This window comes from Brevibacterium sp. H602 (assembly GCF_051172395.1).
GTDB lineage: Bacteria > Actinomycetota > Actinomycetes > Actinomycetales > Brevibacteriaceae > Brevibacterium.
On the sequence record NZ_JBPIZD010000001.1, the window covers coordinates 176406 to 202270 of the forward strand.

Consider the following 25865-nt stretch of genomic DNA (forward strand, 5'->3'; position numbering starts at 1 on the left):
CCTCCGCAGAGTCGGAGCAGCGGATGCCGTGGGGCTCTGCGCATGTTCCGGAACGGATACACGAAATGACCTGGTTCTGCGCACTCTCACCCGTACTATGGTTATCGACCACTGAAGAACCATTGAAGTCCTCCCTGAACGAAAGGTCCCCAGAACCGTGAGAAGCGAACTCTTTTCCAAGCGCAACGCCGAGGTCCAGAACCAAGAGCGGTGGACGCTCCAGTCGAACAAGATGCTGCGTTCGGTGGTCACGCCGAACGCGCCGATGATCGCCACCAAAGGCGCAATGGTCGCCTATCAGGGAGATGTCCACTTCACCCACCAAGGGTCGAAGTCGGTCGGCCAGTTCATGAAGAAGGCAGCCACCGGCGAGGGCGGGAACGTCATGCGCGTCGAGGGACACGGAGAAGTGTTCTTCGCCAGGGAAGCCTCGAACATCTTCATGATGGCGCTCGAAGGTCCGCAGGACGCACTGACCGTCAACACCGCAAACCTGCTCGCCTTCGACGACGCGCTCAGCTGGGAGATCAAACGCATCAAGGGCGGTGTCGGTGCGATGGTCAGCGGTTCGGGACTGTTCAACCTCGAACTTGCCGGACAGGGCACTGCCGCCATCTGCTGCAAGGGTGAGCCCATGGTCCTCGACTGCTCGCAGCAGCCGACCTTCGTCGACCCGCAGGCAGCCGTCTGCTGGTCCTCGGCGCTGGCCCCGCAGATCAAGACCGACGTCAGCGTCGGCACATTCTTCGGTCGCGGCTCCGGCGAGTCCGTGCAGCTGGCATTCCACGGCCCCGGCTTCGTCGTCGTCCAGCCAGCAGAGAACGCCGTCTACTCAGCCACTACCAGCTGACGCACCTGGCGGCCGTCCACCGTCTCACCACACTGACGCACCCCCGACCTGCTGCTTCTGCGGCGAGTCGGGGGTGTCGCCGTCTCTCCCGCCCATCTCCCTATGGCGCCGCATGGGGCGCCTCTCACCCGTCGTCGTAAAACCCCTTGGTGCACAACGGTGTTTCGGCAGGACGGGTGAGGGATACGCCAGTACCGGGGCGCTATGACACAAGCGCGGTGGTGTAAGGGCACCGGTGAGGAATGCGAATACACCGGGACGTCATGCCGCCTGCTGTGCAGGGTATGAGCCGCGGCGCAAGCTGCGCGACAATTCCCGAAAGCGCAGATATGTCGGATTATCTTGACATGTCGGAGAAACCCGACATACGCTCGATCGTGTGAATTCCGATGTCTTCTCGGCCGTAGCCAACGACACCCGGCGCTCGATCCTCGAGGCGGTCCGCACCAAACCACGTTCGGTGTCCGAGCTGACCGCCCTGTTCGAACTCAGTCGTCCAGCGGTCTCCGAGCACCTGCGAGTGCTCCGACACACCGGTTTGGTCCGCGAGGAGCCACAGGGGCAGAAGCGCATCTATCACCTTGAGGCCGCTCCGTTCGCCGAACTCGCAGAATGGCTCCACCCTTTCGAACGCTACTGGCGCGACCGCCTCGGCGATCTGTCCCGGGCACTGGACGAACTCGAGGAATCGGAATCCGCAGACAACCCCGTCACAGACTAGGACGCAGCTCATGACAGACGAACGCACGATCGAAGTCGACCAGTTCCTCTCCCACTCCCCTGCCACCGTCTGGCGGGCGCTCACCGAGCCTGACGTCATGGCGCGGTGGTGGGCCGCCGGTGACATCGCCCCTGTCGTCGGACATTCCTTCACTCTCGACATGGGCGGGTTCGGGAAGCAGCCGTGCACGGTCACCCGGGTCGATGCGCAGCGCCTCCTCGCCTATACGTTCTCCGAGGGCACGCTGGATTCGACGCTGACGTGGACGCTCATGCCCGAAGGCACAGGGACCCGACTCTTCTTGGCTCATTCGGGACTCGACGTCGACTCTCCGCTGGGCCGTCAGGCATTCAAGGGCATGGGATCGGGGTGGCCGGGAATACTGGCCGGGATGGAGCAGGCCCTCCAGGGCGACGACTCGCGCTGATTCTGCGACGACTTGTAGGACGAGCACGGTCGAACGTCAGGTCTGCTCGATGGATCAGGCAGTGGCGACAGTGTGCTCGTGCCCGCCGCGTTCGACCCGGTACTTCCGGAAGGTCGGAAAGGCCACCGCACAGGCAAGCACGAGAACGATGACGGCGACGCCGCCGCCCGCCGAGGCGACCGTGGTGTCTGTAACGGCCGCGACGGAGCCGTGGAGGACGTCTGCGATACGAGGTCCGCCGGCGACGACCACGATGAACACTCCCTGCATCCGACCGCGCATCGCATCGGTTGCGGCCTCCTGGAGCATCGTCTGCCGAAAAGCTCCGGAAACGATATCGGCTCCTCCGCCGACCGCCATCGCAGCCAATGCGACGACGAGCGCAGTCAGCCAGAACCCTGCCGCCAGTTCGAGCGACACCCCGAACACCGTCATCGCCGCACCCCAGACGACGATGGCGACGATGACGGCCAGTCCCTGGCGCTCCACGCGCGAGACCCATCCGGAGAAGATCCCAGCCAATGCGCTTCCGCCGGCCAGCGCAGCGAAGAGCAGCGAGAAGACAATGCCGCCCTCGGGCGGACCGTCGAAGGTCTCAGCGGCGATCTGCGGGAACAGTGCCCGCGGCATTCCGAAGACCATCGCAATGATGTCCACCAGCAGAGAGACCATGACGACGGTGTTCGTCCGCAGATACCGGAACCCGTCGACGATGCCTTTGAATCCCGACCGAGTATCGGGCTGTTTCTGCGGCGGCAGCGACGGCAGTCGGATCACTGCGTAGAGCGTAGCGAACAGGAGCACGGCGTCGATGCCGTAGAGCAGCTGGTATCCGAACAGCGGGATCAGCGCTCCGCCGACGACAGGGCCGACGACGGCGCCCAGTGTCATCACGGTCATGTTCAGCGAGTTCGCCGCGGGCAGCAGGCCGAGCGGGATGATCGACGGCAGCAGAGCTCCCCGCGCCGGCTGGTTCAGGCCGAAGAATGCCTGCTGCATCGAAAACACCGACAGCAGCAGCCAGACATTGTCGATGCTGAGCACCGCGATGAGGGCAAGTATCGCGCTCGTGACGATCAGACCGACCGTCGAGATCACGAGCAGTCTGCGTCGATCGATGACGTCGGCCAACGACCCGCCCCACAATCCGAAGACGATGAGCGGAACCAGCCCGAACGCACCGGCGAGCCCGACATACCCGGACGACCCGGTGATATGGAAGATCTGTGCGGGGATCGCCACAACAGTCATCTGCGCACCGATGACGGTGACGATATTGGCCACCCACAGTCGTCGGAACGACGCGTAGCGCAGTGGTCGTGTGTCGGCCAGGAGTCTCATGCGAAAAGAGACTCAGGCAGACTTCTTATTCGTCCTGTTCCGTGACTTCGGCACGAGGGTCGGGGCGACATTCGATTCGACGACGTCCTTGGTCACGACCACCTCGGCGATGTCTTCGCGTGAAGGCACATCGAACATGACCGGCTGCAGGACCTCTTCCATGATCGAGCGCAGGCCTCGAGCGCCCGTGCCGCGCAGCAGAGCGAGATCGGCGATGGCCTCAAGTGCCTCAGTCTCGAATGTCAGGGAGACATTGTCGAACTCGAACATCCGCTGGTACTGCTTGACCAAGGCGTTCTTCGGCTCGGTGAGGATCGACATCAGCGCGGCCCGGTCGAGGTTGGACACGGTGGCCAGCACCGGCAGCCGGCCGATGAACTCCGGGATGAGGCCGAACTTGAGCAGATCTTCGGGAAGGATGTCCGCGTAGAGGTCTTCTTCGTCGTTCTTCGACTGCAGCAGTGCGCCGAAGCCGATGCCGTGCTTGCCCTTGCGGCCGGCGACGATCTCCTCCATGCCGGCGAAAGCGCCGGCGACGATGAAGAGCACATTGGTCGTGTCGATCTGCAGGAAGTCCTGGTGCGGGTGTTTGCGCCCGCCCTGCGGCGGCACCGACGCCTGAGTGCCTTCGAGGATCTTCAGCAGTGCCTGCTGCACGCCCTCACCGGACACGTCGCGGGTGATCGACGGGTTCTCCGACTTGCGAGCGATCTTATCGATCTCGTCGATATAGATGATTCCGTGCTCGGCGCGCTGGATATCGAAGTCTGCGGCCTGAATGAGTTTGAGAAGGATGTTCTCGACGTCTTCGCCGACGTAGCCGGCTTCGGTCAGCGCGGTGGCATCGGCGACCGCGAACGGGACATTGAGACGCTTCGCCAGCGACTGGGCGAGGTAGGTCTTTCCCGAGCCGGTGGGACCGACGAGCAGAATGTTCGACTTCGCGATCTCAACCTCGGAGTCGCTGGAGCCGAGGGTCTTCTCGTCACCGGACTGCAGCGATCGGATCCGCTTGTAGTGGTTGTAGACGGCTACCGACAGTGCCTTCTTCGCCGGTTCCTGACCGACGACGTACTCCTGGAGGAAGTCGAAGATCTCACGAGGTTTGGGCAGCTCGAGTTCGGCCTGCTCCGGACTGGATTCGCTGAGCTCCTCTTCGATGATCTCATTGCACAATCCGATGCATTCATCGCAGATGTAAACACCAGGTCCGGCGATGAGTTTCCGAACCTGCTTCTGAGACTTCCCACAGAAGTTGCATTTGAGCAGGTCTGCTCCGTCCGCACTGCGAGCCACTGTCACAACCTTTCGCCAGGACGCTTGGCCCCAACTCTACCGCTCGTGTTTCCTGTACCTCAATAGCTTCCCATATGTGGCTGACACGAGCCCCCAGCCACGACTCGGTGTGTCGGCGGAAGGAACTGAGAACGGGTCCGTCCGATCGCAATCGCACCAACCCGTTCTCAGTGTCTCCCCTGTCCTCCGACAGGTGATCAGCTCGCGTTCTTGCGCGAAGAGAGCACCTGGTCGACGAGACCGTAGTCCTTGGCCTGCTCGGCCGTGAGGAAGAGGTCGCGTTCGATGTCGTTCGAGACCTGAGCGGCCTCCTTGTTCGAGTGCTTGGCCAGAGTTCCTTCGAGCCATTCGCGCATCCGCAGCACCTCAGCGGCCTGGATCTCGAGGTCAGAGGCCTGCCCCTGTCCCTGCCCCTGCATCGCGGGCTGGTGGATGAGCACTCGCGCGTTCGGCAGGGCGAGACGCTTGCCGGGAGTGCCGGCGGCCAGCAGCACGGCGGCTGCGGAGGCGGCCTGACCGAGGCAGACGGTCTGGATCTCCGGCTTGATGTACTGCATCGTGTCGTAGATGGCCGTCATCGCCGTGAACGACCCACCCGGCGAGTTGATGTAGAGAGTGATATCACGGTCAGGATCCTGCGATTCGAGGACGAGCAGCTGAGCCATGACGTCGTCGGCGGACGTGTCATCGACCTGCGCGCCGAGGAACACGACACGGTCATCGAAGAGCTTGGTGTAGGGGTCCTGGCGCTTGAAGCCATAGGGTGTGCGCTCTTCGAACTGCGGCATGACATAACGCGACTGCGGCATGTTCGACGCCGTCGAACCCGGCATAAAGTTCATTGAATTCATTCTTCCCTCACTCCTGCTCAGTTGTTCTCGACGTCGGACGCGCGGGTGACCATCTTGTCGATGAATCCGTATTCGAGCGCCTCTTCGGCGGTGAACCAGTGGTCGCGGTCGTTGTCCTGGAGGATCTGCTCGAGCGACTTCCCGGTCTGCTGAGCAGTCAGTTCGGCCATCTGCTTCTTCATGTGCAGGATCAGTTCGGCCTGGATCTTGATGTCGGTGGCCGTACCCCCGATGCCGCCCAGCGGCTGGTGCATGAGGATGCGGGCGTGCGGGGTGGCGTAGCGCTTGCCCGGGGTGCCCGAGGAGAGCAGGAACTGTCCCATCGAGGCGGCCATGCCCATGGCCACGGTGGAGACATCGGGCTTGATGTACTGCATCGTGTCGTAGATGGCCATTCCGGCGGTGACGGAACCGCCGGGCGAGTTGATGTAGAGCGAGATGTCCGCTTCGGGATCTTCGGCGGCCAGCAGCATCATCTGCGCGCAGATGGCGTTGGCGTTGTCGTCACGCACTTCCGAACCGAGCCAGATGATGCGCTCTTTGAGAAGACGATTGAAGATATGGTCGTCCAGACCCATTCCCCCACCGGCGTCGAGGCCGACGGGAGCTGTCATGTCGTATGCGCTCACGTTTCACTCCTGTGTTCTGTGGATGGCTTGTTATGGACTCTAACCGCTCTCCCCCGGGTTTTAGTCCGCGGCGAGGCCTGTGTTCGCCCTCAGCGTGATCGGGACCTGCGCAGATGCGAAGACGGTGGGTACGGATCACAATCCGTACCCACCGTCTCATCAGGATTCCACCGCCGAGGCGGCTCGTCCTCAGTTCTCTTCGGCGACCTCTGCAGGTGCTTCGTCCGCGGCTTCCGCGCTCTGCGCGGTCGCGTCGGCATCCTCGGCACCGGCTTCCTCGGCGTCGTCACCGGCGGAGGTGAAGGCCTCCATGTCGACGACGTTTCCGGCGGTGTCCTTGACCGTGGCACCGGCGAGGACGGCGGCCAGGGCCTTGCGGCGCGAGACCTCGCCGACCAGCGCATTGACCTGGCCGGAGCTGTCGAGCATCTGGGCGAACTCGTTGGGGTTCATTCCGTACTGCTGCGAAGCGGAGATCAGGTACTCGATGAGTTCGGGCTGGCTGACCTCGACGTTCTCGGCTTCGGAGACGGCATCGAGGATGAACTGCGTGCGCAGGTTGCGCTCGGTCTCCTCGGTGACCTCCTTGCGGTGCTCGTCGTCGTCCGAACGGTTCTCGGACTCGAGGTGACGCTCGACCTCGTCGGTGACGATCTTGGCCGGAACCGGGACGTCGAGGGTCTCCATGAGGTGCTCGAGGACCTTGTCGCGTGCCTGGACGCCCTGTTCGGTCTCCTTGGCCTTGCCGGCCTGGACGCGGAGGTCCTCCCGCAGTTCGTCGATCGTGTCGAACTCGCTGGCCAGCTGAGCGAAGTCGTCGTCGGCCTCGGGCAGTTCACGTTCCTTCACAGCACCCAGGGTGATCTTCACGGTGCCCTGTTCGCCGGCGTGCTCGCCGCCTGCGAAGGTGGTCTCGAAGGTCGTGGTCTCTCCGGCGGAGAGGCCGTCGAGAGCTTCGTCCATGCCTTCGAGCATCGTTCCGGCACCGACCTGGTAGGAGATGTCGGAAGCGGTGTCGATCTCTTCGTCGCCGATGGTGGCGACGAGATCGAGGGTGACGAAGTCGTCCTTGGTCGCGGGGCGGTCAACGGCGACGAGTGTTCCGAAGCGGGTGCGCAGCTGCTCGAGCTCGGCGTCGACATCGGCGTCGGTGACCTCGATGGGGTCGACCTCGATGTTGATCGTGTCGTAGGCAGGCAGTTCGACCTCGGGGCGCACGTCGACCTCGACGGTGAAGCCGAGTTCGCCGTCTTCGGTTCCGTCGAGACCGGGAACCTCGGAGATCTCGACCTCGGGCTGGCCCATCGGCTTGAGGTCATGTTCTTCGACCGCGTTGCGGTAGAAGTCGTCAAGTCCGTTGTTGATGGCTTCCTGGATCACAGCAGGACGGCCGATGCGCTGATCGATGATGCGCGCGGGGACCTTGCCCTTACGGAACCCGGGGACGGTGACTTGAGCCCCGATGGTCTTGTATGCCTCGTCGACGCTCGGTTTGAGTTCGGCGTATGGGACTTCCACGCTGATCTTGACCCGGGTGGGGTCGAGTTGCTCGACGGAGCTCTTCACAGTGTGACCTTTCAAATTCGACAGTCATGCATTTTCGGTCATCTCCGACCTGATCATCCGGGTTCGTGACCGCAAACGGCCATCTCACAGCCTGATCGGTCATCTCGTGACCTTAGAGGGAGCGAAAGTCCACGAATAGTTCGCGCACGTCCGCAAGACGCAATCACCTATGTTACGCGAAACCCCGCCCGATACGCGAAACCGGGGTGATTTCACGAGCTCGCTCCACCTCGGTGTCCGTAGAGTTCGTCGAGAGTGATGATGACGTTGGCTGCCGTCCACGACAACGGCGCCACGGAGATCGGATCACCGTCCGCGCTGATCTTCTCCGGCAGCGATCCTGCACTGGTGCGATGGTCTGCCAGCCAGTCGAGGATCGATTCGGCTCGGTCGCTCAGCCCGAGGCGCGCGAAGCCGAGCGCCATGAGCGACGTCGACGGCGTCCAGCTGGAGCGGTCGATGATCCAGCCGTGTCCGGGCTTGATCCCTCCGGCTGGCTGTTCGAGGCGGTCCCATACTCCGGCGAGAAGCTCAGGTTCGAGCGCGTAGATCCCTTCTGACCGCTTCGGCACGAGCCCGGCGGCGGGCAGGTAGGCGATGGCCGAATCCGATCCGCCCGAGGTGGGATACCGCTGCATCCCATTGGCACCGAAGGTTCGAGTGAAGGTCGCACGAAAGTCATCCGCGGCGAGCAGAACGGCTGCCGCATCCTCGCCGAGGCGGCTCCACAGATCCCCATCCGCCTTGGTCAGCGCAGTGAGTGAGTTCATCCCGACCAGAGTCGGTCCGGCCAAGCCGAGGGTGACCTGTGATTCTCCGACTTCCCAGTAGTCCGGACCGACCGGAGGCAGGCTGCGACCGCGGTCGGTGAGGTCGAACAGGCGCCGACTGGTCCGTCGCAGCAGGTCATCGAGCTCCCCGAGGTCGGACGGCGCGGTCGTCGTCGCGGAGACGGCATGCACTTCGGAGACCGCCCAGAGGACGAGACCGAGGGAATCGAACTGTGACTCGCGATCGTCCGGAGCCAGACCGGTCGACGGGTCGACGCGGGCGGCGAACGACCCGTCGACCGCTTGCACGGACTGCAGATAGCGCAGATGGCTCCATGACAGTTCCGACAACCCGACCCGTGCCAGAGCCACTGCAGAGAAAGCCGTGTCCCGCGGCCAGACATAGCGCCAGGCATCGGTCCATCCCGCGACCGGGGCGGGCAGTTCGTCGCTGAGGACCCACAGGTCGAGCAGGGCGGAGACAGCGAGGTCGCGGCGGTGGGCAGGCAGAAATCCCAGCCACGATTCGCAGCTGGCGAGGAATTCCCGCTGCCTCCGGGCCGGGCCCGGATCGGCCAGATCCGGCATGACGCGTGACTGTGCGGGCAGGCGTCGCGCGGCGACGGCATCGAGGGCTTCGCGCCGACCTGATCCGGTGTAGGCGGCAGTGACCGAGCGGACGGGATCCGGTCGGGCCGCCTCGGCGAGTGCTGCGGTGATCGCCGAACCGAGGCCGATCGCACCGATCCCGACGACCGCTCCGGCGAGCATCGCTCGCCGGCTGGGTCGCGCGATGGCCGACGCTGCGTTCCGCTCATCGCGCAAGGGCGTACTCTGCGGCGGCTGATCGACTGTGGTCATCTGAGGATCTTACCCGTCCGGGAACGAAGAAACCGACCTGACCATCGGGTCAGACCGGTTCGTGGAGGGGATGACGGGAATCGAACCCGCACCATCAGTTTGGAAGACTGAGGCTCTACCATTGAGCTACATCCCCGTGTTGCGAGTTCGACTATAGTCGAGAACTTCTTCGAGCGCCAAATCGACATTCAGTGACCTGCGTCACTCGTGCGATCTCACTGTGAGGTGCGTCGCATTGACGGGTTTGCGGGATTCGCAAGGTGCGCGTCGCGACCCGCCTGTGGTTAGATAGGAGCCGTCGCGGGATGTGGCGCAGCTTGGTAGCGCATCTGTTTTGGGAACAGAGGGTCGCAGGTTCAAATCCTGTCATCCCGACAGACTTCAGCCGCCCGGATCGATCGGTCCGGGCGGCTTCTTCATGTCGAATTTCGACAGGCCGACAGCAGAGCCGCAGCTCACGCCTCGAAGTCGATGACCTGCCTGACGACCGTCCCGTCGGAGAGCGCGTCGAAGGCCTCGTTGAGCTCGTTCAGCTTGATCGTGTCGGAGATGAGCTCCTCGACGGGCAGCTTGCCTTCTCTCCACAGCTGGGCATAGACGGGGATATCCCGACTCGGCACTGCTGACCCCAGATAGGAGCCGATCACGGTCCGAGCCTCGGCTGTCAGGGTCACCGGGGTGATGTGAGACTGCGCGTCCGGGGCGGGCAGCCCCACCGTCACAGTCGTCCCGCCGACGGCTGTGGCCGTGAACGCGGTCTCGAAGGCCCGAGCATGCCCGACGCATTCGATGACGATCGGAGCCTTCCGCTCCCCCAACTGTTCGGGGGTGTAGACCTCGACGGCACCGAGTTCCTTCGCCCGCACCAGCTTGTCAGGGTTCGCGTCGACGCCGATGACTCCGGCGGTCTCGATCGACAAGGCCGTAATGAGCGCAGCCATTCCGACTCCGCCGAGGCCGACGATCATCACCTCGTGATCCGGTCCCGGCCGTCCCGCGTTGAGCACCGCGCCCCCGCCGGTGAGCACGGCGCATCCGAGCACCGCAGCGATGGAGGCGGGAACATCGTCATCGACGGGAACCACGGATGCCCGATTGACCACTGCGTGAGTGGCGAATACGGACGCACCGAGGTGGTGGAGCACTTCCGCACCGGTGTCGTCATGGAGACGCACCTTGCGGCCGTCGAACGGCAGGGTCCCGGCTCCATTCGTGGCGCTGCCGGGGGTGCACGGCAGCTTGCCGTCGGTGCGGCAGTTCGCGCATTCCCCGCACCGGGGCAGGAACACTGTGACGACCTGCTGGCCGACCTCGAGATCATCGACGCCGTCGCCGAGCTTCTCGACGACTCCCGCGCCTTCGTGCCCGAGCAGCATCGGCAGCGGGCGAGGACGGTTTCCGTCGACGACGGACAGGTCCGAGTGACAGACCCCGGCGGCCGTCATCTGGATCCGGACCTCCCCGGGACCCGGCTCATCGAGTTCGAGCGTCTCAACCGAGATCGGCTGTGACTGGGCGAAGGGCCTGGACCGCTTCATCTCTCGTAGCACAGCACCGTCGATCTTCATAGACTCAGTCCCTTCGTCCGGTCACAGAGCCTGCGGGCCCTGCTCCTCGTATTTCGCCATGATGTCGATGCGACGTTCGTGACGCTCATCGCCGGAGAACGGTTCGGCCAAGAACGCATCGACGATCGCGATCGCGTCGGCTTCGGGATGCTGACGGGCACCGACCGCAACAATCTGAGCGTTGTTGTGCTGACGGGCCAGCTTCGAGATCTCCGGGTTCCAGGCCAGTGCGGTACGCGCTCCCTTGACCAGGTTCGCGGCCATCTGTTCGCCGTTGCCCGATCCGCCGATGACAACGCCGAACGCGTCGACGCCTGCGGCTTGGTCATCGACGACGGCCTGTGCCGCGGCGATGCAGAAGGCCGGGTAGTCATCGAGCGCGTCGTACTCAAGTGCGCCGTGGTCGACGACATCGTGTCCGGCCGACTCGAGATGGGACTTGAGGACCTCTTTGAATTCGAATCCGGCGTGGTCGGTGCCGAGGTGAACCTTCATGTGTCTGCCTTTCGGTGGAATCTGCAGCGGTTGAGCCCGCTGCGTGAACGGACTGTTCAGTCGCGGCCGTTGGTTCGGCGCGAACAGCTCAGTCGAAGATCGGGCCCTGGTCGCGGGTGCGCTTGAGCTCGAAGAATCCCGGCGTCGAGGCGACCGCGAGGACTCCGTCGAAGAGGCGTCCGGCATCCTCTCCCTTCGGAGCGGGGGTGACGACAGGACCGAAGAACGCGGTCCCGGCGACGCGGCAGATCGGTGTGCCGACATCGTCGCCGACCAAGCTCAGGGCCTCGTCGTGGGAGGCCTGGAGCTGTGAGTCGTAGTCATCGGTCTCGCCGTACTTCATGAGGTCGGCGGGCAGCTGAAGTTCGGCCAGAGCCTCGGACACTGCCTTCTCGAAGTCCTTCTCTCCGCCCGGGTGGATCCGTGTACCGATCGCGGTGTAGAGAGGTTCGGCGATCTCCTCACCGTGCTCGGCGATCGCGGCGGTGACGATGCGCATCGGGGCCAGGGCCCGGTTCATCAGTGCCCGGTAGTCCTCGGGAATGTCTTTGTCACGATTGAGGAAGTTCAGGCTCATCGGGTGGAACTTCACCTCGACGTCGCGGACCTTCGCGACTTCGAGTCCCCAGCGTGAGGTCATCCATGCCCACGGGCAGGCCGTGTCGAACCACAGATCGAGTGTTTCCTTGCTCACTGTCTCTCCTCCGTCAAACGCTTGCGGGTACCGTGCCGGGCACCCATCGTGTCAGTGCACAATCTATCAAGACCCGCCAGCCTCGGTGACGGTGGCCGAATCGCGATCCGTCGCACCGACACCGCCGCAGCGGAGCGTGTTCATGAAAGAATGACTGCGTACACCCGGTTCCCGAAGCGAAGGTCACCTCACTGTGCCGCAACACAACCTCACCCGCGACGAAGCACGCGAACGTTCAGCCGTCGTGGACGTCTCGAGCTACGAGCACACTCTGATCCTCACAGGAGTTGGTGAGAGTTTCCGCGTCCGTTCACGTATCCGGTTCACTGCGGCAGCGGATTCGACGACCTTCATCGACGCGATCACCGCCAGTGTCGAGCGCGTCCGCCTCAACGGCACGGACCTCGACCTCGCCGAGGTGGTCGCACCGGCCCGCATCACCCTTCCCGGCCTCGCCGCTGAGAACGAACTCATCGTCGATGCCCATTTCACCTATATGAACACCGGAGAAGGTCTGCACCGATTCGTCGACCCGATCGATGATGAGATCTACCTCTACTCTCAGTTCGAAGTCCCTGACGCACGCCGGGTCTTCCCCGTGTTCGAGCAGCCCGATATCAAGTCTCCGTACTCATTCACCGTCGTCGCGCCGGAGAAGTGGACCGTCGTCTCGAACTCCCCCACTCCGACTCCGAGCGATCCGAAGGAGACTTTCGCCGAGCTCGGAGAGGAACCGCAGGAGGGCATGGCGGTGTGGCAGTTCGCCCCCACCACACCGATCTCGTCGTATATCACCGCGATCATCGCCGGCCCGTATGAGTCCGTGCATTCGCAGCTGACTTCCTCCGACGGTTCGATAGTTCCGCTGGGCCTGTACTGCCGCGCATCCCTGCTCGAACACCTCGATGCGACGAAGCTGTTCCGGATCACGAAGGCCGGTTTCGAGTTCTTCGAACGCGAATTCGGTGTCTCCTACCCGTTCGAGAAGTACGATCAGCTCTTCGTGCCCGAGTTCAATGCCGGAGCGATGGAGAATGCCGGCGCCGTGACGATCCTCGAGAACTATGTGTTCCGGTCGCGTCCGACCGAGGCTCTTGTCGAACGACGGACCGTCACGATCCTCCACGAGCTCGCCCATATGTGGTTCGGCGATCTCGTCACCATGCGCTGGTGGAACGATCTGTGGCTCAACGAGTCCTTCGCCGAGTTCATGTCGACGCTGGCGACGGCCGAGGCCACCGAATTCGCCGATGCGTGGACGACCTTCGCCACGATCGAGAAGTCGTGGGCCTACCGACAGGATCAGCTCCCGAGCACACACCCGATCGTCGCCCCGATCGACGATCTTGCCGACGTCGAAGTCAACTTCGACGGAATCACCTACGCCAAGGGCGCTTCCGTGCTCAAACAGCTCGTGGCCTGGGTCGGTCGCAAGGAGTTCTTCTCCGGCCTCAAGAGCTACTTCGACAAGCACGCGTGGTCGAACACCGAGCTCTCCGATCTGCTCACGGAGCTCGAGGCCACCTCGGGCAGGGATCTGGAGAGCTGGTCGAAGCTGTGGCTGGAGGAATCCGGGGTCAACCTTCTCGAAGCCGTCGTCACCGCTGAGCCCGGTGATGGCACGGCCGAGGCATCGGGAACGGACGAGCAGACGATCTCGAGCCTGCGCGTGACTCAGCAGCCCTGGTCGATTCCGGGTCAGCCGACTCCGTCGCTGCGTCCGCACCGGTTGGCCGTCGGCTTCTATTCGGACAATGGGCAGGGACGTCTGCAACGCACTCATTCCTTCCCTCTCGACGTCGACGGAGAATCCGCAGAGGTGGACGAGGCTCGAGGCCTGGCGCTGCCCGATGTCATCGTCGTCAACGACGCCGATCTCAGCTATGCGAAGGTCCGCTTCGACGCCCGCAGCATGGACACTGCGGCGAACAGACTGGGTGACTTCGACGATTCGCTCACCCAGCTCCTCGTGCTGGCAACGCTGTGGGATGAGGTCCGTGACGGCGAACGGCCCGTCCACGATTACATCAGCACTGTGCTCACCCACCTGGGCGCCATCACCCATTCCTCCGGACTGCTCACGCAGATGCGCCAGCTCGATACGGCAGTCGGCTCCTACCTGCCGCCGCAGGAGCGCGAGAGGATGCACGCCGAGGTGGCTGACCGTTTCATCGAGGTCCTCGAGACGACCGAGGAAGGATCGGACCAGGCCTTCCAGTTCGTGCGCGGATTCATCCGTCACGCGACCACCCCCGTTCAGCTTGATCGGCTGAAGTCCTGGCTGCGACCGGAGACCGAACGCGTCTATGGGATCGCCCTGGACACCGATCTCACATGGGAGATCATCATCAGCCTGTGCGCGAACGACGTCGTCGACGATTCGACAGTCGAGGACATGAGCCGCCGGGACCCCAGCGCCACCGGCGTCCGCCACGCCGCGACAGCACGGGCCAGCCGCCCCAACTCGGCGTCGAAATCGCAGACTTTCACACGTATGGTCGACGATGCGAATCTGCCGAACTCGGAGCTCGGGGCGCTCGCTCTCGGCTTCGGTACCGGGCTGCAGACGAACTCCGGAGATACCATCGCCGCCGAGGCGCCGCTGCGGTCCTTCGCCGACGAATACTTCGCACGGGTGGCAGGCTGGTGGGAGACGCGCACCCTGGAGATGGCGCAGACGATGACTCTGCGGCTGTACCCACCGGTGAGTTCTGCCACAGTCGACGCCACGTCGCAGTGGCTCGACGATCACCCCTCAGCGCCGAAGGGCCTGGTGCGGCTGATGCGGGAGAACCTCGCCGATGCGAAGCGGGCGCTGCAGGTTCAGCGTGTGTCCAGCGCTTCCAAGGGATCATTGAACCTCCACAGTTAGTCTCGAATGATCATGACAACCGAAGCAATAGATTCCACTGTTCAGAACGCAAGTGACTTCGATTGGGCAACGTTCCTCCTCGGTGCTCCGCTGAAGATCACCGTGATCATCATCGGCGCCATCGTCGTCAACCTCATCATCCGACTCTTCATCCGTCGGTTCACCACCGCAGTAGCCAAGGGCACAGTCGGCAGCGAGAAGGCCGAAAGCGCCGGCCGAACGAAATTCTCCGCCACTGCGCTTGAGGCTCAGCGGACCGGGATCGATGAGCAGACGATCAAGCAGCGCCGAGCCCAGCGGGCGAAGACCGTGGGCCGCATGCTGTCGTCGGTGACGACGATCCTCGTCAGTGTCATCGCGGTCCTCATGATCCTCGATGCGCTGAGCTTCAACATCGCCCCGATCCTCGCTTCTGCCGGTATCGCCGGAGTTGCCATCGCGTTCGGTGCTCAGGAGCTCGTCCGCGACTACCTGTCGGGATTCTTCATCGTCATCGAAGACCAGTATGGAATCGGTGACACCGTCGACCTCGGCGAAGCCGTCGGCGAAGTCGAGGACGTCGGCCTGCGCCGCACCCAGATCCGTGACCTCACCGGCACCCTGTGGCATGTGCGCAACGGTGAGATCCTGCGCGTGGGCAACCTGTCCCAGGGTTGGGCGCGCGCCGTGCTCGACATCCCGCTCGACTACCGGACCTCGATGGACGAGTACCGTGAGATGACCGCGGACATCACGCGCACCCTGCGGAAGGATCCCGAGCTGTCCAATGCGATGCTCGAGGATCCCGAGATCGCCGGCGTCCAGTCGCTGTCGGGCTCCCACCGGGTCATTCGCACCATGGTCAAGACCAAACCGAACCTGCAGTGGATGGTCGAGCGAGCCTTCCGTGCCGAACTGATGACCCAGCTGGCCAAGCGCGGCGGACAGATCGGTATGGTTCAGGAGACGGTTCTGCGCACTCTGCCCGCTCAGGAGAAGGCGATGGCTCCGGCAGTCCCCGAGGATTCCGAGAATCCCTCGGCTCTGCCCAGTGACCAGGAGATCCGCAGCACCGTGCAGGAGGACTCCCCCAGTGAAGGATCGAGCGATGTCGCAGACAACTGACGGTTCCATCTTCGAAGCCGTCGGCGGACATGACACGTTCACCCGCCTCGTCGACGTGTTCTACCAGCATGTCGATGCGGATCCTCAGCTCATTGCGATGTACCCCGAGGGCCATGAGCTGGAGGGGGCGAAGCACCGTCTGCAGATGTTCCTCGAGCAGTATTTCGGGGGTCCGTCGACCTACCAGGAGCAGCGGGGTCACCCGCGACTGCGGATGCGGCATTTCGACTATCCGATCGATTTCGATGCCCGGGACCGCTGGCTGCGCTGCATGCGCGCGGCTCTCGACGATGTGAGCCTACCGCCGCTGTACGACGAGATGTTCTGGGACTACTTCCAGCGGGCAGCGACCGCGATGGTGAATACGAACCCGAACATCCGGTGATCACTCTCCGGTGACCACAGACCGCTGATCACAGTCCGCGGGCACGCGTGAGCAGGTGACCGCCTGGGGCGACGAGACGCAGCCAGTTTCCGGATTCCATGATGCGCAGCTGACGGTCGTCATCGCGACCCGCTGGTGGAATGAAGCGCAGCGCAGCGGCGGCGAAGGCCAATCCTCCTGGCATCCCGGTTCCCTGCTCGCCCGTCATCGGACGTGACCACACGCGGGAACGCAGAGCCTTGACCGCGTGTCCCCCGGAACCCTCGGGCGCACCGGTGCTGATCTCCGCGATCCCTGACTCCGCAGTCTCGTGGAGCCGTCCGACGCTGATCGTGTCGTATTCGGACCAGCCTCCGCGTGGAGGCGCGATCCCGGTCCACGACACGAGCACCGAATTCGGCGGTACCGGCAGAGTGGTTCCGTTCTCGTCTCGGGCGAAGCGGTCGAGCAGATTCGACAGCGGCACCGCCTCGTCGAATCCGTCTTGTTCGTGGTCGTCCAGGCGCAGCATCCGCATGGCCAGCACCAGCGGTGTCGAGTCGCCGAGCCCGTGCGGGAACAACGGTGCCACGGTGGCGGCCAGGACGTCGGAGGCGACCTGCAGTCGCATCGCTCCGTCAGCATCTGCCCTGTGCGCCAGAGAAGTGAACGCGGAGAGATCCCGCATCGACAGTGGGTCGTTGATATGCAGATCCGTCATCGTCGGGCCCTCCGCAGCGGAACGGGCGTGCCGAGCACCGATTCCATCGCGACGGTCTCGGCTTCGCTGAGGCGCCGTGGCCGGCCGCTGGCGATGTCGATGAAGACGATGACGGTCTCGGCGACCGTGTAGGTGCGCGAACCGTCCGGTTCGCAGATGACATAGCCCACCGTCACCGAGGCGGGTCTGACTTCGCTGATGACGAGATCGACCGCGATGGGTCCGGTCCGATAGGGAATCGGGGCACGGTATTCGATGGCGTGGGAGGCAACCAACAGCTCGGTGGTGGCAGAGGCGTCGGCGAAGATCGTCGGTATCTCGACCCCGCTGACCGTCTCGGACACCCCATGTTCTCCCGGCGTGGTCGGTGCATCGGAACTGTGGGTGGGAGAGCCGAGGGCACGGACGCGAGCCTCTTCCAGCAGTTTGAGCTGGGTGACGTTGTTCACGTGGCCGTAGGCGTCCATATCACCCCATCTCAGTTCCAACAGTACGCGGGTGAATTCGTCGAGAAGGGGGTTGGTGGCGCCAGAGTGCATGCCTCCCATCATGCCACCTTCATCACGACGGTGCCGCACGCGATAGGATCGTGACTCGTACGCACGATCAGCCCAGTCATCCGAGGGAGAAGCCCATGACCGACGAAGCATCCTCCGAAGCGGAGGCGAACGTAGCTCGGCTGCACGAGATCCTCGATCTGCGCCGACTCGAGTTCACTGCGGCGTCCAGCGAAACGGACTTCTTCATCGGGCACAGTCAGTACAAACCCGACGGTCGGGTCTTCGGCGGGCAGGTGCTCGCACAGTGTGTCGTCGCAGCCGCTGCCACACTTCCCAGTGACCGCCTGATCCATTCACTCCACGGATATTTCCTGCGCGCCGGCGATGTCAGCGAGCCCATCGAATTCGGCGTCGAGCGGCTGCGCGATGGCCGCTCGTTCTCTGCCCGCCGCGTCCACGCATATCAGAAGGGCGCGCCGATCCTGTCATTGAGCGCTTCGTTCCAGGACGTGCAGCCCGGTCTCAGCCATGCCGAGCAGATGCCGACCGGGCTGCCGGCTCCCGAGGACTGCCCGGAACTGCTTGACTATATCGGCCACGAGGATTCTCCGGTCGTCAGCGACTGGCTGAGGAAGCGTCCCTTCGAAGTCCGTCCTGTCGAGCCGTCTCTGCACACCTCGGGCGTCTCGGATCCCTCGATCACCGAACAGCATTCCTGGTTCCGAGCCAGTTCGACGTTCGGCGACGATCCGGTGCTCAATGCCGCGGCTCTGGCCTATGCCAGTGACTTCAACCTGCTCGAACCTGTCCTTCGTCATCACGAACTGACGTGGCGAACCCCGGGGCTGCGGGTGGCCAGCCTCGACCATGCGATGTGGTGGCACCACCGGGTGCGCGTCGACGACTGGATGCTCTACGTGCAGGAGTCTCCGGCTGCACAGGGTGGGCGCGGTCTCGGCTACGGCCGTATCTTCGCTCAGGACGGGACCCTGCTGGCCACTGTGGCCCAGGAAGGCATGGTCCGGGTCAAGGAGGTTCAGTGACGAGTAAGGACCCGACGATGATGGACATCATCGGCACCATCCTCAGCCGACTGGTCAATGTGGCGCTTTTCCTCGTCATCGGGCTGCTCAGCCTCGTGGCGTTCATGGGGCGCACGGATCTGCATGTGGCGGTCTGCGGGCTGTTGGCCGTTGTGTGTGGAGTCATCGGCACGATCCTCGTCCGTCTGCTGTTCAGAGGGATCGCGAACCTCGGCGGACTCACCCGCCGCTCAGAGGACTGACTCTTCTCCTCACTCGGTCGCGGCTGCACGCTGGCCCGCTTGGACCGTCCGCCAGCGGACGCAGCGCACGACTGCCACTGATTCTGTGCGGGCGCATTCATCGTCCACCTGTTCCGCACGGACGCAGTGATGCCCCGGTCTCTATGACCGGGGCATCACTGTGTGCGAAAGAAGAGTCGGAACCGGTTCGGCTCAGACCGGACTGAGATCAGTCGCGGGTGAGACGACGGTGGGTGACTCGGTGCGGGCGGGCCGCATCTTCGCCGAGACGCTCGACCTTGTTCTTCTCATAGGCTTCGAAGTTGCCTTCGAACCAGTACCAGTTAGCCGGGTTCTCCTCTGTGCCCTCCCACGCGAGGATGTGCGTGGCCACGCGGTCGAGGAACCAGCGATCGTGCGAGACGACCACGGCGCAGCCGGGGAACTCGAGCAGAGCGTTCTCCAGCGAGCCGAGGGTTTCGACATCGAGGTCGTTCGTCGGCTCATCGAGCAGGAGCAGGTTTCCGCCCTGTTTGAGGGTAAGAGCGAGGTTGAGGCGGTTGCGCTCACCGCCGGAGAGGACTCCGGCCTTCTTCTGCTGGTCCGGGCCTTTGAATCCGAACGCGGAGACATAGGCACGGGAGGGCATCTCCACCTTGCCGACCTGGATGAAGTCGAGTCCGTCGGAGACGACCTCCCACAGGTTCTTGTCCGGATCGATTCCGCCGCGGGACTGGTCGACATAGGAGATCTTCACGGTCTCTCCGACCTTGAGATCTCCTCCGTCGAGCTCTTCCATACCGACGATCGTCTTGAACAGCGTCGACTTTCCGACGCCGTTGGGTCCGATGACGCCGACGATGCCGTTGCGCGGCAGGGAGAAGCTCAGACCGTCGATGAGTTTGCGCCCATCGAAGCCCTTTTCGATTTTGTCCGCTTCGATGACGACATCACCGAGGCGGGGGCCGGCCGGAATCTGAATCTCTTCGAAGTCGAGCTTCTGCGTCTTCTCCGCCTCGGCCGCCATCTCTTCGTAGCGGGCCAGACGGGCCTTCGACTTCGTCTGCTTCGCCTTCGGGTTCGAACGCACCCATTCGAGTTCGTCTTTCAGCCGCTTGGCGAGTTTCGCATCCTTCTTACCCTGGACCTGAAGGCGCTCCTGCTTCTTCTCGAGGTAAGTCGAGTAGTTGCCCTCATACGGGTAGAGGTGCCCACGGTCGACTTCGGCGATCCATTCGGCCACGTGGTCGAGGAAGTACCTATCGTGGGTGATCGCGATGACAGCGCCCGGGTAGGTCTTCAGGTGCTGCTCGAGCCACAGCACCGATTCCGCATCGAGGTGGTTCGTCGGCTCGTCGAGGAGCAGCAGATCGGGCTTCTCGAGCAGAAGCTTGCACAGTGCCACACGGCGACGTTCACCGCCGGAGAGCACAGAGACGTCCGCGTCCGGCGGCGGGCACCGCAGAGCGTCCATCGCCTGTTCGAGCTGCGAGTCGAGATCCCAAGCGTCAGCGGCGTCGATGGCCTCCTGCAGCTTGCCCATCTCTTCCATGAGGGCGTCGAAGTCCGCGTCGGGGTCGGCCATCTCCTCGGAGATGGCATTGAAACGATCGACCTTCGCCTTGATCTCGCCGACGCCTTCTTCGACGTTGCCGAGGACGGTCTTCTCTTCGTTCAGGGGCGGCTCCTGCATGAGGATGCCCACCGAGTACCCGGGGCTGAGTCGAGCTTCACCGTTGGAGGGCTGCTCGATTCCCGCCATGATCTTCAGAATCGTTGATTTGCCGGCGCCGTTGGGGCCGACCATACCGATCTTCGCTCCGGGGTAGAACGACATCGATACATCGTCGAGGATGACTTTGTCACCGTGCGCTTTGCGCGCCTTGTGCATGGTGTAGATGAATTCGGCCATAGTGCACTCAGGCTATCGGTTCGGCGCACCCCAGCGCCACTTGACGCTCGGCATCCGTCGGGGATGTCCGAACTTCCGCCGAGGCGGCCAGACCTGCGTTGACGAGCGCTCAGCCTCCGCCGAGAGACGGGGCTTCACCCGAAGTGTCACCCTCGTTCGAGGTCTCCTCGGACCCGCTCTCACCGGAGGAACCGTCGGTGCCCTGCGAACCGTCGGTTCCTTGGGGACTGTCGGTGCCTTCGGAGCCCGCAGTCCCTTCCGCTCCCCCGGTGCTTGCCGTCGAGGATTCGTCTTCACTCGGCGCGGGGCTCTCGGTTTCACCGTCCTTGCCGTTGATGTCCTCGCCGGGCAGGTGGCCGGCACCGTTCGAGTCGCCGTCTTCGTCGCGCTTCTCGCCCTTCGGCGCTTTGACACCTTTCGGCCGTTCGACTTCGCCGAACAGGCAGGAGCCCGTCGATTCCGTGGGCTGGACGAGGTCGGCGGTGGCTTTGCCCTTCCGGATCTCGCCGACGACGCACCCCTTGTCGGTCTTGACTCCGAACATCTTCGAAGGAACTTCATTGCCGAGTGGCGATTCGTCGATCGTCGCCTCGAGCTGTTCGGGCTCATATCCGGCGTCGAGCATCGTGGAGAAGAACTTCTTCGTCGACGGCACCGATTCCTTGTCACCGGTCAGCGGTTTGAGTGCCTTGAGCACCTTGTCGACTTCGGCAACGGGCTTAGCCTGGGTCTGCTTCGGCTGCGGCTGCGAATCATCGGCACCGAAGCCGAGAAGCGAGCAGCCCGACAATGCCAGAGTCAGTGCCGCAGCACTCAGCACAGGAACAAGACGCATCTGCAACCTCGACGAGAGGGGACGATTGACAGTCTCACTCTAGCGGATGACTTGGGCCACGAGGCGCATCGATTCGACAGGATGCCAAGTAATTCACGCGATCAGAAGGGCGCCGCGACTTTTGCGGTCTGCTGGGCGATCGGATCATCTTCGGCACCGGTGTCGATATCGGCATCGTCGCCGCTCGAGGTATCGACGATGTCGCCATGATCGGTGTCACCGTCGGATTCGGACTCCGGCGGCGTTTCGGCTGGGCCCAAGGCGCTCCAACCCGAATCGTTCGATCCGGATGACTCAGAGTTCGACTCTCCGGCCGTCGACTGTGAGCGGTCGGCTGCTTTAGCGCGCTTGTAATGAGCGGTTCCGTACCTCAAGTCGGGGCCGATATGCTCCGCGACCACCGTCGGCGAGATTCCGCTGCGCTCCTCGGTGGCCCATTCTCGATTCCTCAAGCTGCCCGACACGATCACCGCGGCGCCCGTGTTGAGCGACATCGCGGAATTGCTCGCCAGGTCGCCGTAGCAGTCGACGCCGAACCACGAGGTGCCGTCGGTGACGAACTCACCGGTGTTCTTGTCGACTCTCCAATGGTTGACGGCCAGCCTGAACGAGGCGCAGGCTCGCCCGGACGGCAGCGTACGTGCGCTCGGCTCGGTGGCGATGGTGCCGGTGACGGTGATCGGGATTGCGGACATCGGAGTCTCCAAATCGGTGTGATGGAACCATACGGTCGTCTGCGTCCGCATGGATCTCCAGTCAGCCCGGTCCTTCGCTCCAGTGTCCAAAAACATGAAATGCCCTGTGGACAGAGGTTCTCCGTCCACAGGGCTTCATTGTGCGAGTCGCCCACGGAGTGTGTTCGAGTCGGAGACGCGCGTCTGCGTCTCAGCCGAGCATCTCGTAAGCCCGTCGGTGCTCTCCGATGACGCTCTTCACCGAGTTGAGATACGAGCTCTGGGCGACGCGGCCGACCGCGTCCCGCAGCTTGCCGTCGACCTCGGAAGCCGCTTCCTTCGCGCCTTTGGCCCGCGCAGACTTTGCCATCAGAGAAGTCACGAATGAACCGATGCAGCCGATCAGGAACAGCCCGAAGCTGACGATCCAACACCAGGTCGGCAGGGCACCCGAACCGATGACGGCGACGAGGGCGGAGACGATGATGCCGAGGAGACCGACGAACGAAGCGACGAAGAAGATGATCTGCAAGGTGTGTGCCAGCGACCACCAACCCGGGCTCTGGCGAGTGATATCCACAGCCGTGACGGCCGAGTCGAGATTCGCCGACAGCTCGTCGGTGCTCTTCTTCTCTGCTTCCGCGGCCTCGTTCTGCCATGCCTGCGGCATGGTCGACACGGATTCTGCGATGAGTTCGTGGGCCATGAGCCGGACGTGGGAGCTCTGTGCCTTCGTCGTCGCCGGCACCGAAGCGCGGACGAGCTCGTCCCGGTCCTGACCGTGCTTGGCACCCAGCGGATCGGGCGCATTGCGCTGAGCCCACGCGAGGATGGGGTAGCCAGTCTTTCGATAGGAACGGCGGATGTAATCATCGTGCACGGTCTGTGCCACGGCTTCGACACCGGCGGCTTCGGACATCGTCTCGACCAGTCGGGATGCACCGGCCAACTCGTCGGGCGAGGAGACCGGTTCTCCGAGTTCCTTCCGAATCCGATTGGCCATCGCCTGCATATCGGCCAGCAGCCGCTCGGCCGCTGCATCGTTCGAGTCGACGGTGTCGGCGAGGATGCTGCGGATCTCCGGGATGCCCTCACGGGTCACGGCCGAGGAGATGCGCACATTCGTTTCGCTCAGCCCATCCTCGTTGAGCAGCTGGCGCAGATGGTCGGTTGCGGCCTTCTGCTCTTCCGGACTGAGTTTGTCGATCTGGTTGAGGACGACGACCATGTTCGCGCTGTTCTCGGCGAGTTTGGTCAGGTACTCGGAGTGCAGCGAGAAGTCGGCGTACTTCTGTGGGTCGACGACCCAGAACACGACGTCGACGAGTCCCACCAGACGATCCGACTCGACACGGTGTTCGACTGCCGTGGAGTCGTGGTCGGGCAGGTCGAGCAGGATCAGACCGTGCAGGCGTCTCTGATCGTCGCCGTCGAGCGCGGACTCGCGCCAGGTCCGGCTGCGTTCGGGAACATGCAGCCAGTCGAGGACATCGTTGCCGCCCTCGCCCCAGACGCATGCTGTCGGTCGTGAAGTCGTCGGCCTGCGCACACCGACTCGGGCGATCTCGAGACCGGCCACTGCGTTGAACAGTGAGGATTTGCCGGAGCCTGTCGACCCGGCGAACGCCACGACGGTAAAGTCCTCACCCAGGCCCAGGCGGTCTTCCGCGCGGTCGAGCAGATTCTGAGCATCGGTGCGAACCTCTCCGCCGAGCTTGTCATCACTCAGCGACAGGGCGTGTGAGATGCCTTCGGCGAGGCGCCGGATCTCGGTCTGTGCGGAACTGTTCACAATGCCACCTCAAGTCGTTCACCGGAGGCGCGCAGGGCGCCCGCTTGCCGCGCCGGTACCGCGGATAGTCTCAGTGCGTTGTCGAAAGGAGTACGGCAGCCCGCCACGATGCCCACAGCCGCGTCGAGGAAGCGCTGTCGGATCGATGCGATGAGCCCGGCCGCCTCGTCGGCTCCGAAGATCGTCTCCGCGAGATTGGGTGCGACTCCTGCCCCTTGTCGGGTGCTCTGTCCGCCTTCGCCGGCGCTCCGCGGATCCCAGAAGGCCGCGTATTCGACAACGGCGCAGACGCCTGCAACGCCGAAGGACAGGATTCGGGCCTTGGACTTCTTGCCCTGACCGATATCGCGCACGAGCGCGTTGACTTCGTCCGACCACGTGCTCACCGCCGATTTCACTGAGTCCTCGAGCCCCGCGCCCACCGTGCGCAGTTCAGGCTGATCTTCGATGAGGGCCGCACCTGCAGCGGTGTTTCGCCACTCGGCATTGACTTCATCGACCACGTCGATGGCCTGTTCGCGCAGGGACACGGCCGCGCTGCGCAGGATGGCGACATGCAGTGGAGTGGCCGCGTCGTGTTTGCCGGTCACCGCTGCGGAGATGCGATCGCGCATTCGAGCCATCGTCGGCTCCAGTCCGCGGAAGAGTTGGCCTGTGCCCACGAAGTCCTGCCAGCGGGCATTGACCTCTCCGTGCAGGACCCGTCCGTCGGAGAAGACTTCGGCAAGTCCGGATTGAGCCGATCGGAAGCTCTTCTCGACTGAGCCGACCAGGGCGATGTGGGCCTGTTCCTGAGTTTCGGCGAAGTCGGCGAGCTCTCTGACCTGTGCGGGCAGGGCAACGATCGCACCCGTCAGAGTGCGATTGCGGATACGTTCGACTGAGGTGCCCTCCGTGCCGACCTGAGTGGTCCAGGAGCGAATCGGATAGATCGCCGCATGAGGCAGCAGACCGTCTTCCAGCTCGAGCTCGGCGACGGAGAAGATCGGTGAGTTCGCCAGTCCTGCATCAGCGAGCAGACTCGACAGGTGATGCCTGACTTCGCGGTTGGCTTCAGGTGGAACTCGATCGAGAACGATGGCCACTGAAGTGCTTCGCGCAGCCGCCGTCTTCAACAGGGCCCATGGTGCGGCATCGGCATACCGGTTCGCCGTCGTCACGAAGAGCCACAGGTCGGCGCTGAGCAGCACCCTGCGCGAGAGCGCGCGGTTCGTCTCCGAGATGGAGTCGATATCCGGACAGTCGAGGATGGCCGTGCCCGCTTCGATGTTCTCATCAGCGATGAGCACGACTCCGGGCATTGCCGACTGAGCGTCGGAGCTGCGCGGCAGGTCAGGCAGGTAATGCTCTGATTCGAAGAACTTGGCATCGGCGGGGTTGAAGATGACGACCGGGTTGCCGGTCGTCGGTCGACGCACGCCGGCAGGACTGACACTGCGCCCTACGAGGGAGTTGACCAGTGTCGATTTGCCGGCACCTGTCGATCCTCCCACTGCGATGAGGAACGGAGTCCGCGAACGGTTGATCCGCGGCAGCACGTAGTCGTTGAGTTCCGCAGTCAGTGCCGAGTGTGCTGCGCGAGCGTCGGCGAAGTCTTCGCTGCGCAGGGTGAAGCGCGTCTCCGAAACGCGTTTGACGATATCGTTCAACGCTTGGCCGACCGGCGGCGTCACGGCGCTCTTGCTCTCAGTCATCACGCCTCCACTCTCTATGTTTTCCCAGCTCGGCACCAACTGCCACGCCGTATCGGCGCGGAAT

At 63.6% G+C, this 25865-nt stretch carries 24 protein-coding genes and 2 tRNA genes; 9 read left to right on the plus strand and 17 right to left on the minus strand.

What is annotated here, in order from left to right; translation table 11 throughout:
- Positions 1-157 precede the first annotated feature (157 nt).
- The 3 genes from ACSBQT_RS00820 (at position 158) to ACSBQT_RS00830 (ending at position 1998) form a co-directional block, all read left to right on the plus strand.
- Positions 158-850, plus strand: a complete 693-nt coding sequence (locus ACSBQT_RS00820; RefSeq protein ID WP_082819338.1) for an AIM24 family protein — start codon at positions 158-160, stop codon at positions 848-850.
- A gap of 379 nt (positions 851-1229) precedes the next feature.
- On the plus strand, positions 1230-1571 hold the full coding sequence (locus ACSBQT_RS00825) for an ArsR/SmtB family transcription factor (protein WP_410710120.1): 342 nt from the start codon (positions 1230-1232) through the stop codon (positions 1569-1571).
- Positions 1572-1581: 10 nt separating this feature from the next.
- Positions 1582-1998: an SRPBCC family protein gene (locus ACSBQT_RS00830; protein ID WP_410710121.1), complete on the plus strand. Its 417-nt coding sequence runs from the start codon at positions 1582-1584 to the stop codon at positions 1996-1998.
- Between the two features lie 54 nt (positions 1999-2052).
- Here ACSBQT_RS00830 and ACSBQT_RS00835 read toward each other — a convergent pair whose 3' ends face one another.
- From ACSBQT_RS00835 to ACSBQT_RS00865, 7 genes are all read right to left on the minus strand, one after another.
- Positions 2053-3339, minus strand: coding sequence for an MFS transporter (locus ACSBQT_RS00835; protein WP_410710122.1), 1287 nt, complete (start codon positions 3337-3339; stop codon positions 2053-2055).
- Positions 3340-3351: 12 nt separating this feature from the next.
- On the minus strand, positions 3352-4635 hold the full coding sequence (clpX, locus tag ACSBQT_RS00840) for an ATP-dependent Clp protease ATP-binding subunit ClpX (RefSeq protein WP_169252138.1): 1284 nt from the start codon (positions 4633-4635) through the stop codon (positions 3352-3354).
- Positions 4636-4832: 197 nt separating this feature from the next.
- The gene (locus ACSBQT_RS00845) at positions 4833-5477 is read right to left on the minus strand and encodes an ATP-dependent Clp protease proteolytic subunit (RefSeq protein WP_139467010.1); all 645 of its coding nucleotides are present in this window, start codon (positions 5475-5477) and stop codon (positions 4833-4835) included.
- Positions 5478-5503: 26 nt separating this feature from the next.
- Complete coding sequence (locus ACSBQT_RS00850; protein ID WP_101545567.1) at positions 5504-6100, minus strand: ATP-dependent Clp protease proteolytic subunit; 597 nt, start codon at positions 6098-6100, stop codon at positions 5504-5506.
- 204 nt (positions 6101-6304) lie between these two features.
- Positions 6305-7681 carry a trigger factor gene (gene tig, locus ACSBQT_RS00855; protein ID WP_435000602.1) on the minus strand — a complete coding sequence of 459 codons (1377 nt, stop codon included), beginning with the start codon at positions 7679-7681 and terminating at the stop codon, positions 6305-6307.
- Between the two features lie 212 nt (positions 7682-7893).
- Complete coding sequence (locus ACSBQT_RS00860; protein WP_435000603.1) at positions 7894-9312, minus strand: hypothetical protein; 1419 nt, start codon at positions 9310-9312, stop codon at positions 7894-7896.
- A 62-nt stretch (positions 9313-9374) separates the two neighbouring features.
- A tRNA-Gly gene (locus tag ACSBQT_RS00865) sits at positions 9375-9448 on the minus strand.
- 165 nt (positions 9449-9613) lie between these two features.
- Here ACSBQT_RS00865 and ACSBQT_RS00870 point away from each other — a divergent pair.
- Positions 9614-9687: transfer RNA gene (locus ACSBQT_RS00870), tRNA-Pro, on the plus strand.
- Between the two features lie 80 nt (positions 9688-9767).
- On the opposite strand, the gene ACSBQT_RS00875 is transcribed toward ACSBQT_RS00870, so the two are convergent.
- From ACSBQT_RS00875 to ACSBQT_RS00885, 3 genes are all read right to left on the minus strand, one after another.
- Complete coding sequence (locus ACSBQT_RS00875) at positions 9768-10880, minus strand: alcohol dehydrogenase catalytic domain-containing protein (protein ID WP_410710125.1); 1113 nt, start codon at positions 10878-10880, stop codon at positions 9768-9770.
- 21 nt (positions 10881-10901) lie between these two features.
- Entirely contained in the window at positions 10902-11375 is a 474-nt protein-coding gene (locus tag ACSBQT_RS00880) for a ribose-5-phosphate isomerase (protein WP_410710126.1), read from the minus strand.
- Between the two features lie 88 nt (positions 11376-11463).
- On the minus strand, positions 11464-12069 hold the full coding sequence (locus ACSBQT_RS00885) for a mycothiol-dependent nitroreductase Rv2466c family protein (protein ID WP_410710127.1): 606 nt from the start codon (positions 12067-12069) through the stop codon (positions 11464-11466).
- Between the two features lie 193 nt (positions 12070-12262).
- On the opposite strand from ACSBQT_RS00885, the gene pepN reads away from it, so the two are divergent.
- Genes pepN through ACSBQT_RS00900 form a run of 3 tightly spaced genes read left to right on the plus strand, consistent with a single transcriptional unit; the run spans position 12263 to position 16430 of the window.
- A complete protein-coding gene (gene pepN, locus ACSBQT_RS00890) occupies positions 12263-14941 on the plus strand; it encodes an aminopeptidase N (protein ID WP_435000605.1) in 2679 nt (892 codons plus the stop codon).
- A 12-nt stretch (positions 14942-14953) separates the two neighbouring features.
- A complete protein-coding gene (locus ACSBQT_RS00895) occupies positions 14954-16045 on the plus strand; it encodes a mechanosensitive ion channel family protein (protein ID WP_435000606.1) in 1092 nt (363 codons plus the stop codon).
- Positions 16029-16430, plus strand: coding sequence for a globin (locus tag ACSBQT_RS00900; RefSeq protein ID WP_435000607.1), 402 nt, complete (start codon positions 16029-16031; stop codon positions 16428-16430). Before ACSBQT_RS00895 ends, ACSBQT_RS00900 begins: the two co-directional genes overlap by 17 nt.
- Before the next feature lie 28 nt (positions 16431-16458).
- Here ACSBQT_RS00900 and ACSBQT_RS00905 read toward each other — a convergent pair whose 3' ends face one another.
- Positions 16459-17130 (minus strand): hypothetical protein, encoded by a 672-nt coding sequence (locus ACSBQT_RS00905; protein ID WP_410710131.1) that lies wholly within the window; start codon positions 17128-17130, stop codon positions 16459-16461.
- Positions 17127-17669 carry an acyl-CoA thioesterase gene (locus tag ACSBQT_RS00910; RefSeq protein WP_139467001.1) on the minus strand — a complete coding sequence of 181 codons (543 nt, stop codon included), beginning with the start codon at positions 17667-17669 and terminating at the stop codon, positions 17127-17129. Before ACSBQT_RS00910 ends, ACSBQT_RS00905 begins: the two co-directional genes overlap by 4 nt.
- Before the next feature lie 95 nt (positions 17670-17764).
- On the opposite strand from ACSBQT_RS00910, the gene ACSBQT_RS00915 reads away from it, so the two are divergent.
- Positions 17765-18673, plus strand: coding sequence for an acyl-CoA thioesterase (locus ACSBQT_RS00915; protein ID WP_435000609.1), 909 nt, complete (start codon positions 17765-17767; stop codon positions 18671-18673).
- Positions 18670-18915 (plus strand): hypothetical protein, encoded by a 246-nt coding sequence (locus ACSBQT_RS00920; protein ID WP_229663906.1) that lies wholly within the window; start codon positions 18670-18672, stop codon positions 18913-18915. The genes ACSBQT_RS00915 and ACSBQT_RS00920 overlap by 4 nt, the downstream gene beginning before the upstream one ends.
- 208 nt (positions 18916-19123) lie before the next feature.
- Here ACSBQT_RS00920 and ettA read toward each other — a convergent pair whose 3' ends face one another.
- From ettA to ACSBQT_RS00945, 5 genes are all read right to left on the minus strand, one after another.
- Positions 19124-20806, minus strand: a complete 1683-nt coding sequence (ettA, locus tag ACSBQT_RS00925; protein ID WP_262776804.1) for an energy-dependent translational throttle protein EttA — start codon at positions 20804-20806, stop codon at positions 19124-19126.
- Positions 20807-20915: 109 nt separating this feature from the next.
- A complete protein-coding gene (locus tag ACSBQT_RS00930) occupies positions 20916-21641 on the minus strand; it encodes a DUF6993 domain-containing protein (RefSeq protein ID WP_435000610.1) in 726 nt (241 codons plus the stop codon).
- Between the two features lie 101 nt (positions 21642-21742).
- Complete coding sequence (locus ACSBQT_RS00935; protein WP_435000611.1) at positions 21743-22336, minus strand: single-stranded DNA-binding protein; 594 nt, start codon at positions 22334-22336, stop codon at positions 21743-21745.
- A 190-nt stretch (positions 22337-22526) separates the two neighbouring features.
- Positions 22527-24107: a GTPase gene (locus ACSBQT_RS00940; protein ID WP_410710137.1), complete on the minus strand. Its 1581-nt coding sequence runs from the start codon at positions 24105-24107 to the stop codon at positions 22527-22529.
- A complete protein-coding gene (locus tag ACSBQT_RS00945) occupies positions 24104-25801 on the minus strand; it encodes a dynamin family protein (RefSeq protein WP_435000612.1) in 1698 nt (565 codons plus the stop codon). The genes ACSBQT_RS00940 and ACSBQT_RS00945 overlap by 4 nt, the downstream gene beginning before the upstream one ends.
- Between the last annotated feature and the right edge of the window lie 64 nt (positions 25802-25865).

Coding starts and splice junctions, on each gene's coding strand:
- ACSBQT_RS00935 (WP_435000611.1), bottom strand. CDS start 22,336: ATGTCCGCAATCCCGATCACCGTCACCGGCACCATCGCCACCGAGCCG.
- ettA (WP_262776804.1), bottom strand. CDS start 20,806: ATGGCCGAATTCATCTACACCATGCACAAGGCGCGCAAAGCGCACGGT.
- ACSBQT_RS00895 (WP_435000606.1), top strand. CDS start 14,954: ATGACAACCGAAGCAATAGATTCCACTGTTCAGAACGCAAGTGACTTC.
- ACSBQT_RS00880 (WP_410710126.1), bottom strand. CDS start 11,375: ATGAAGGTTCACCTCGGCACCGACCACGCCGGATTCGAATTCAAAGAG.
- ACSBQT_RS00850 (WP_101545567.1), bottom strand. CDS start 6,100: ATGACAGCTCCCGTCGGCCTCGACGCCGGTGGGGGAATGGGTCTGGAC.
- ACSBQT_RS00915 (WP_435000609.1), top strand. CDS start 17,765: ATGACCGACGAAGCATCCTCCGAAGCGGAGGCGAACGTAGCTCGGCTG.
- ACSBQT_RS00905 (WP_410710131.1), bottom strand. CDS start 17,130: ATGACGGATCTGCATATCAACGACCCACTGTCGATGCGGGATCTCTCC.
- ACSBQT_RS00835 (WP_410710122.1), bottom strand. CDS start 3,339: ATGAGACTCCTGGCCGACACACGACCACTGCGCTACGCGTCGTTCCGA.
- ACSBQT_RS00910 (WP_139467001.1), bottom strand. CDS start 17,669: ATGCACTCTGGCGCCACCAACCCCCTTCTCGACGAATTCACCCGCGTA.
- ACSBQT_RS00945 (WP_435000612.1), bottom strand. CDS start 25,801: ATGACTGAGAGCAAGAGCGCCGTGACGCCGCCGGTCGGCCAAGCGTTG.
- ACSBQT_RS00875 (WP_410710125.1), bottom strand. CDS start 10,880: ATGAAGATCGACGGTGCTGTGCTACGAGAGATGAAGCGGTCCAGGCCC.
- ACSBQT_RS00930 (WP_435000610.1), bottom strand. CDS start 21,641: ATGCGTCTTGTTCCTGTGCTGAGTGCTGCGGCACTGACTCTGGCATTG.
- ACSBQT_RS00900 (WP_435000607.1), top strand. CDS start 16,029: ATGTCGCAGACAACTGACGGTTCCATCTTCGAAGCCGTCGGCGGACAT.
- ACSBQT_RS00860 (WP_435000603.1), bottom strand. CDS start 9,312: ATGACCACAGTCGATCAGCCGCCGCAGAGTACGCCCTTGCGCGATGAG.
- ACSBQT_RS00830 (WP_410710121.1), top strand. CDS start 1,582: ATGACAGACGAACGCACGATCGAAGTCGACCAGTTCCTCTCCCACTCC.
- ACSBQT_RS00845 (WP_139467010.1), bottom strand. CDS start 5,477: ATGAACTTTATGCCGGGTTCGACGGCGTCGAACATGCCGCAGTCGCGT.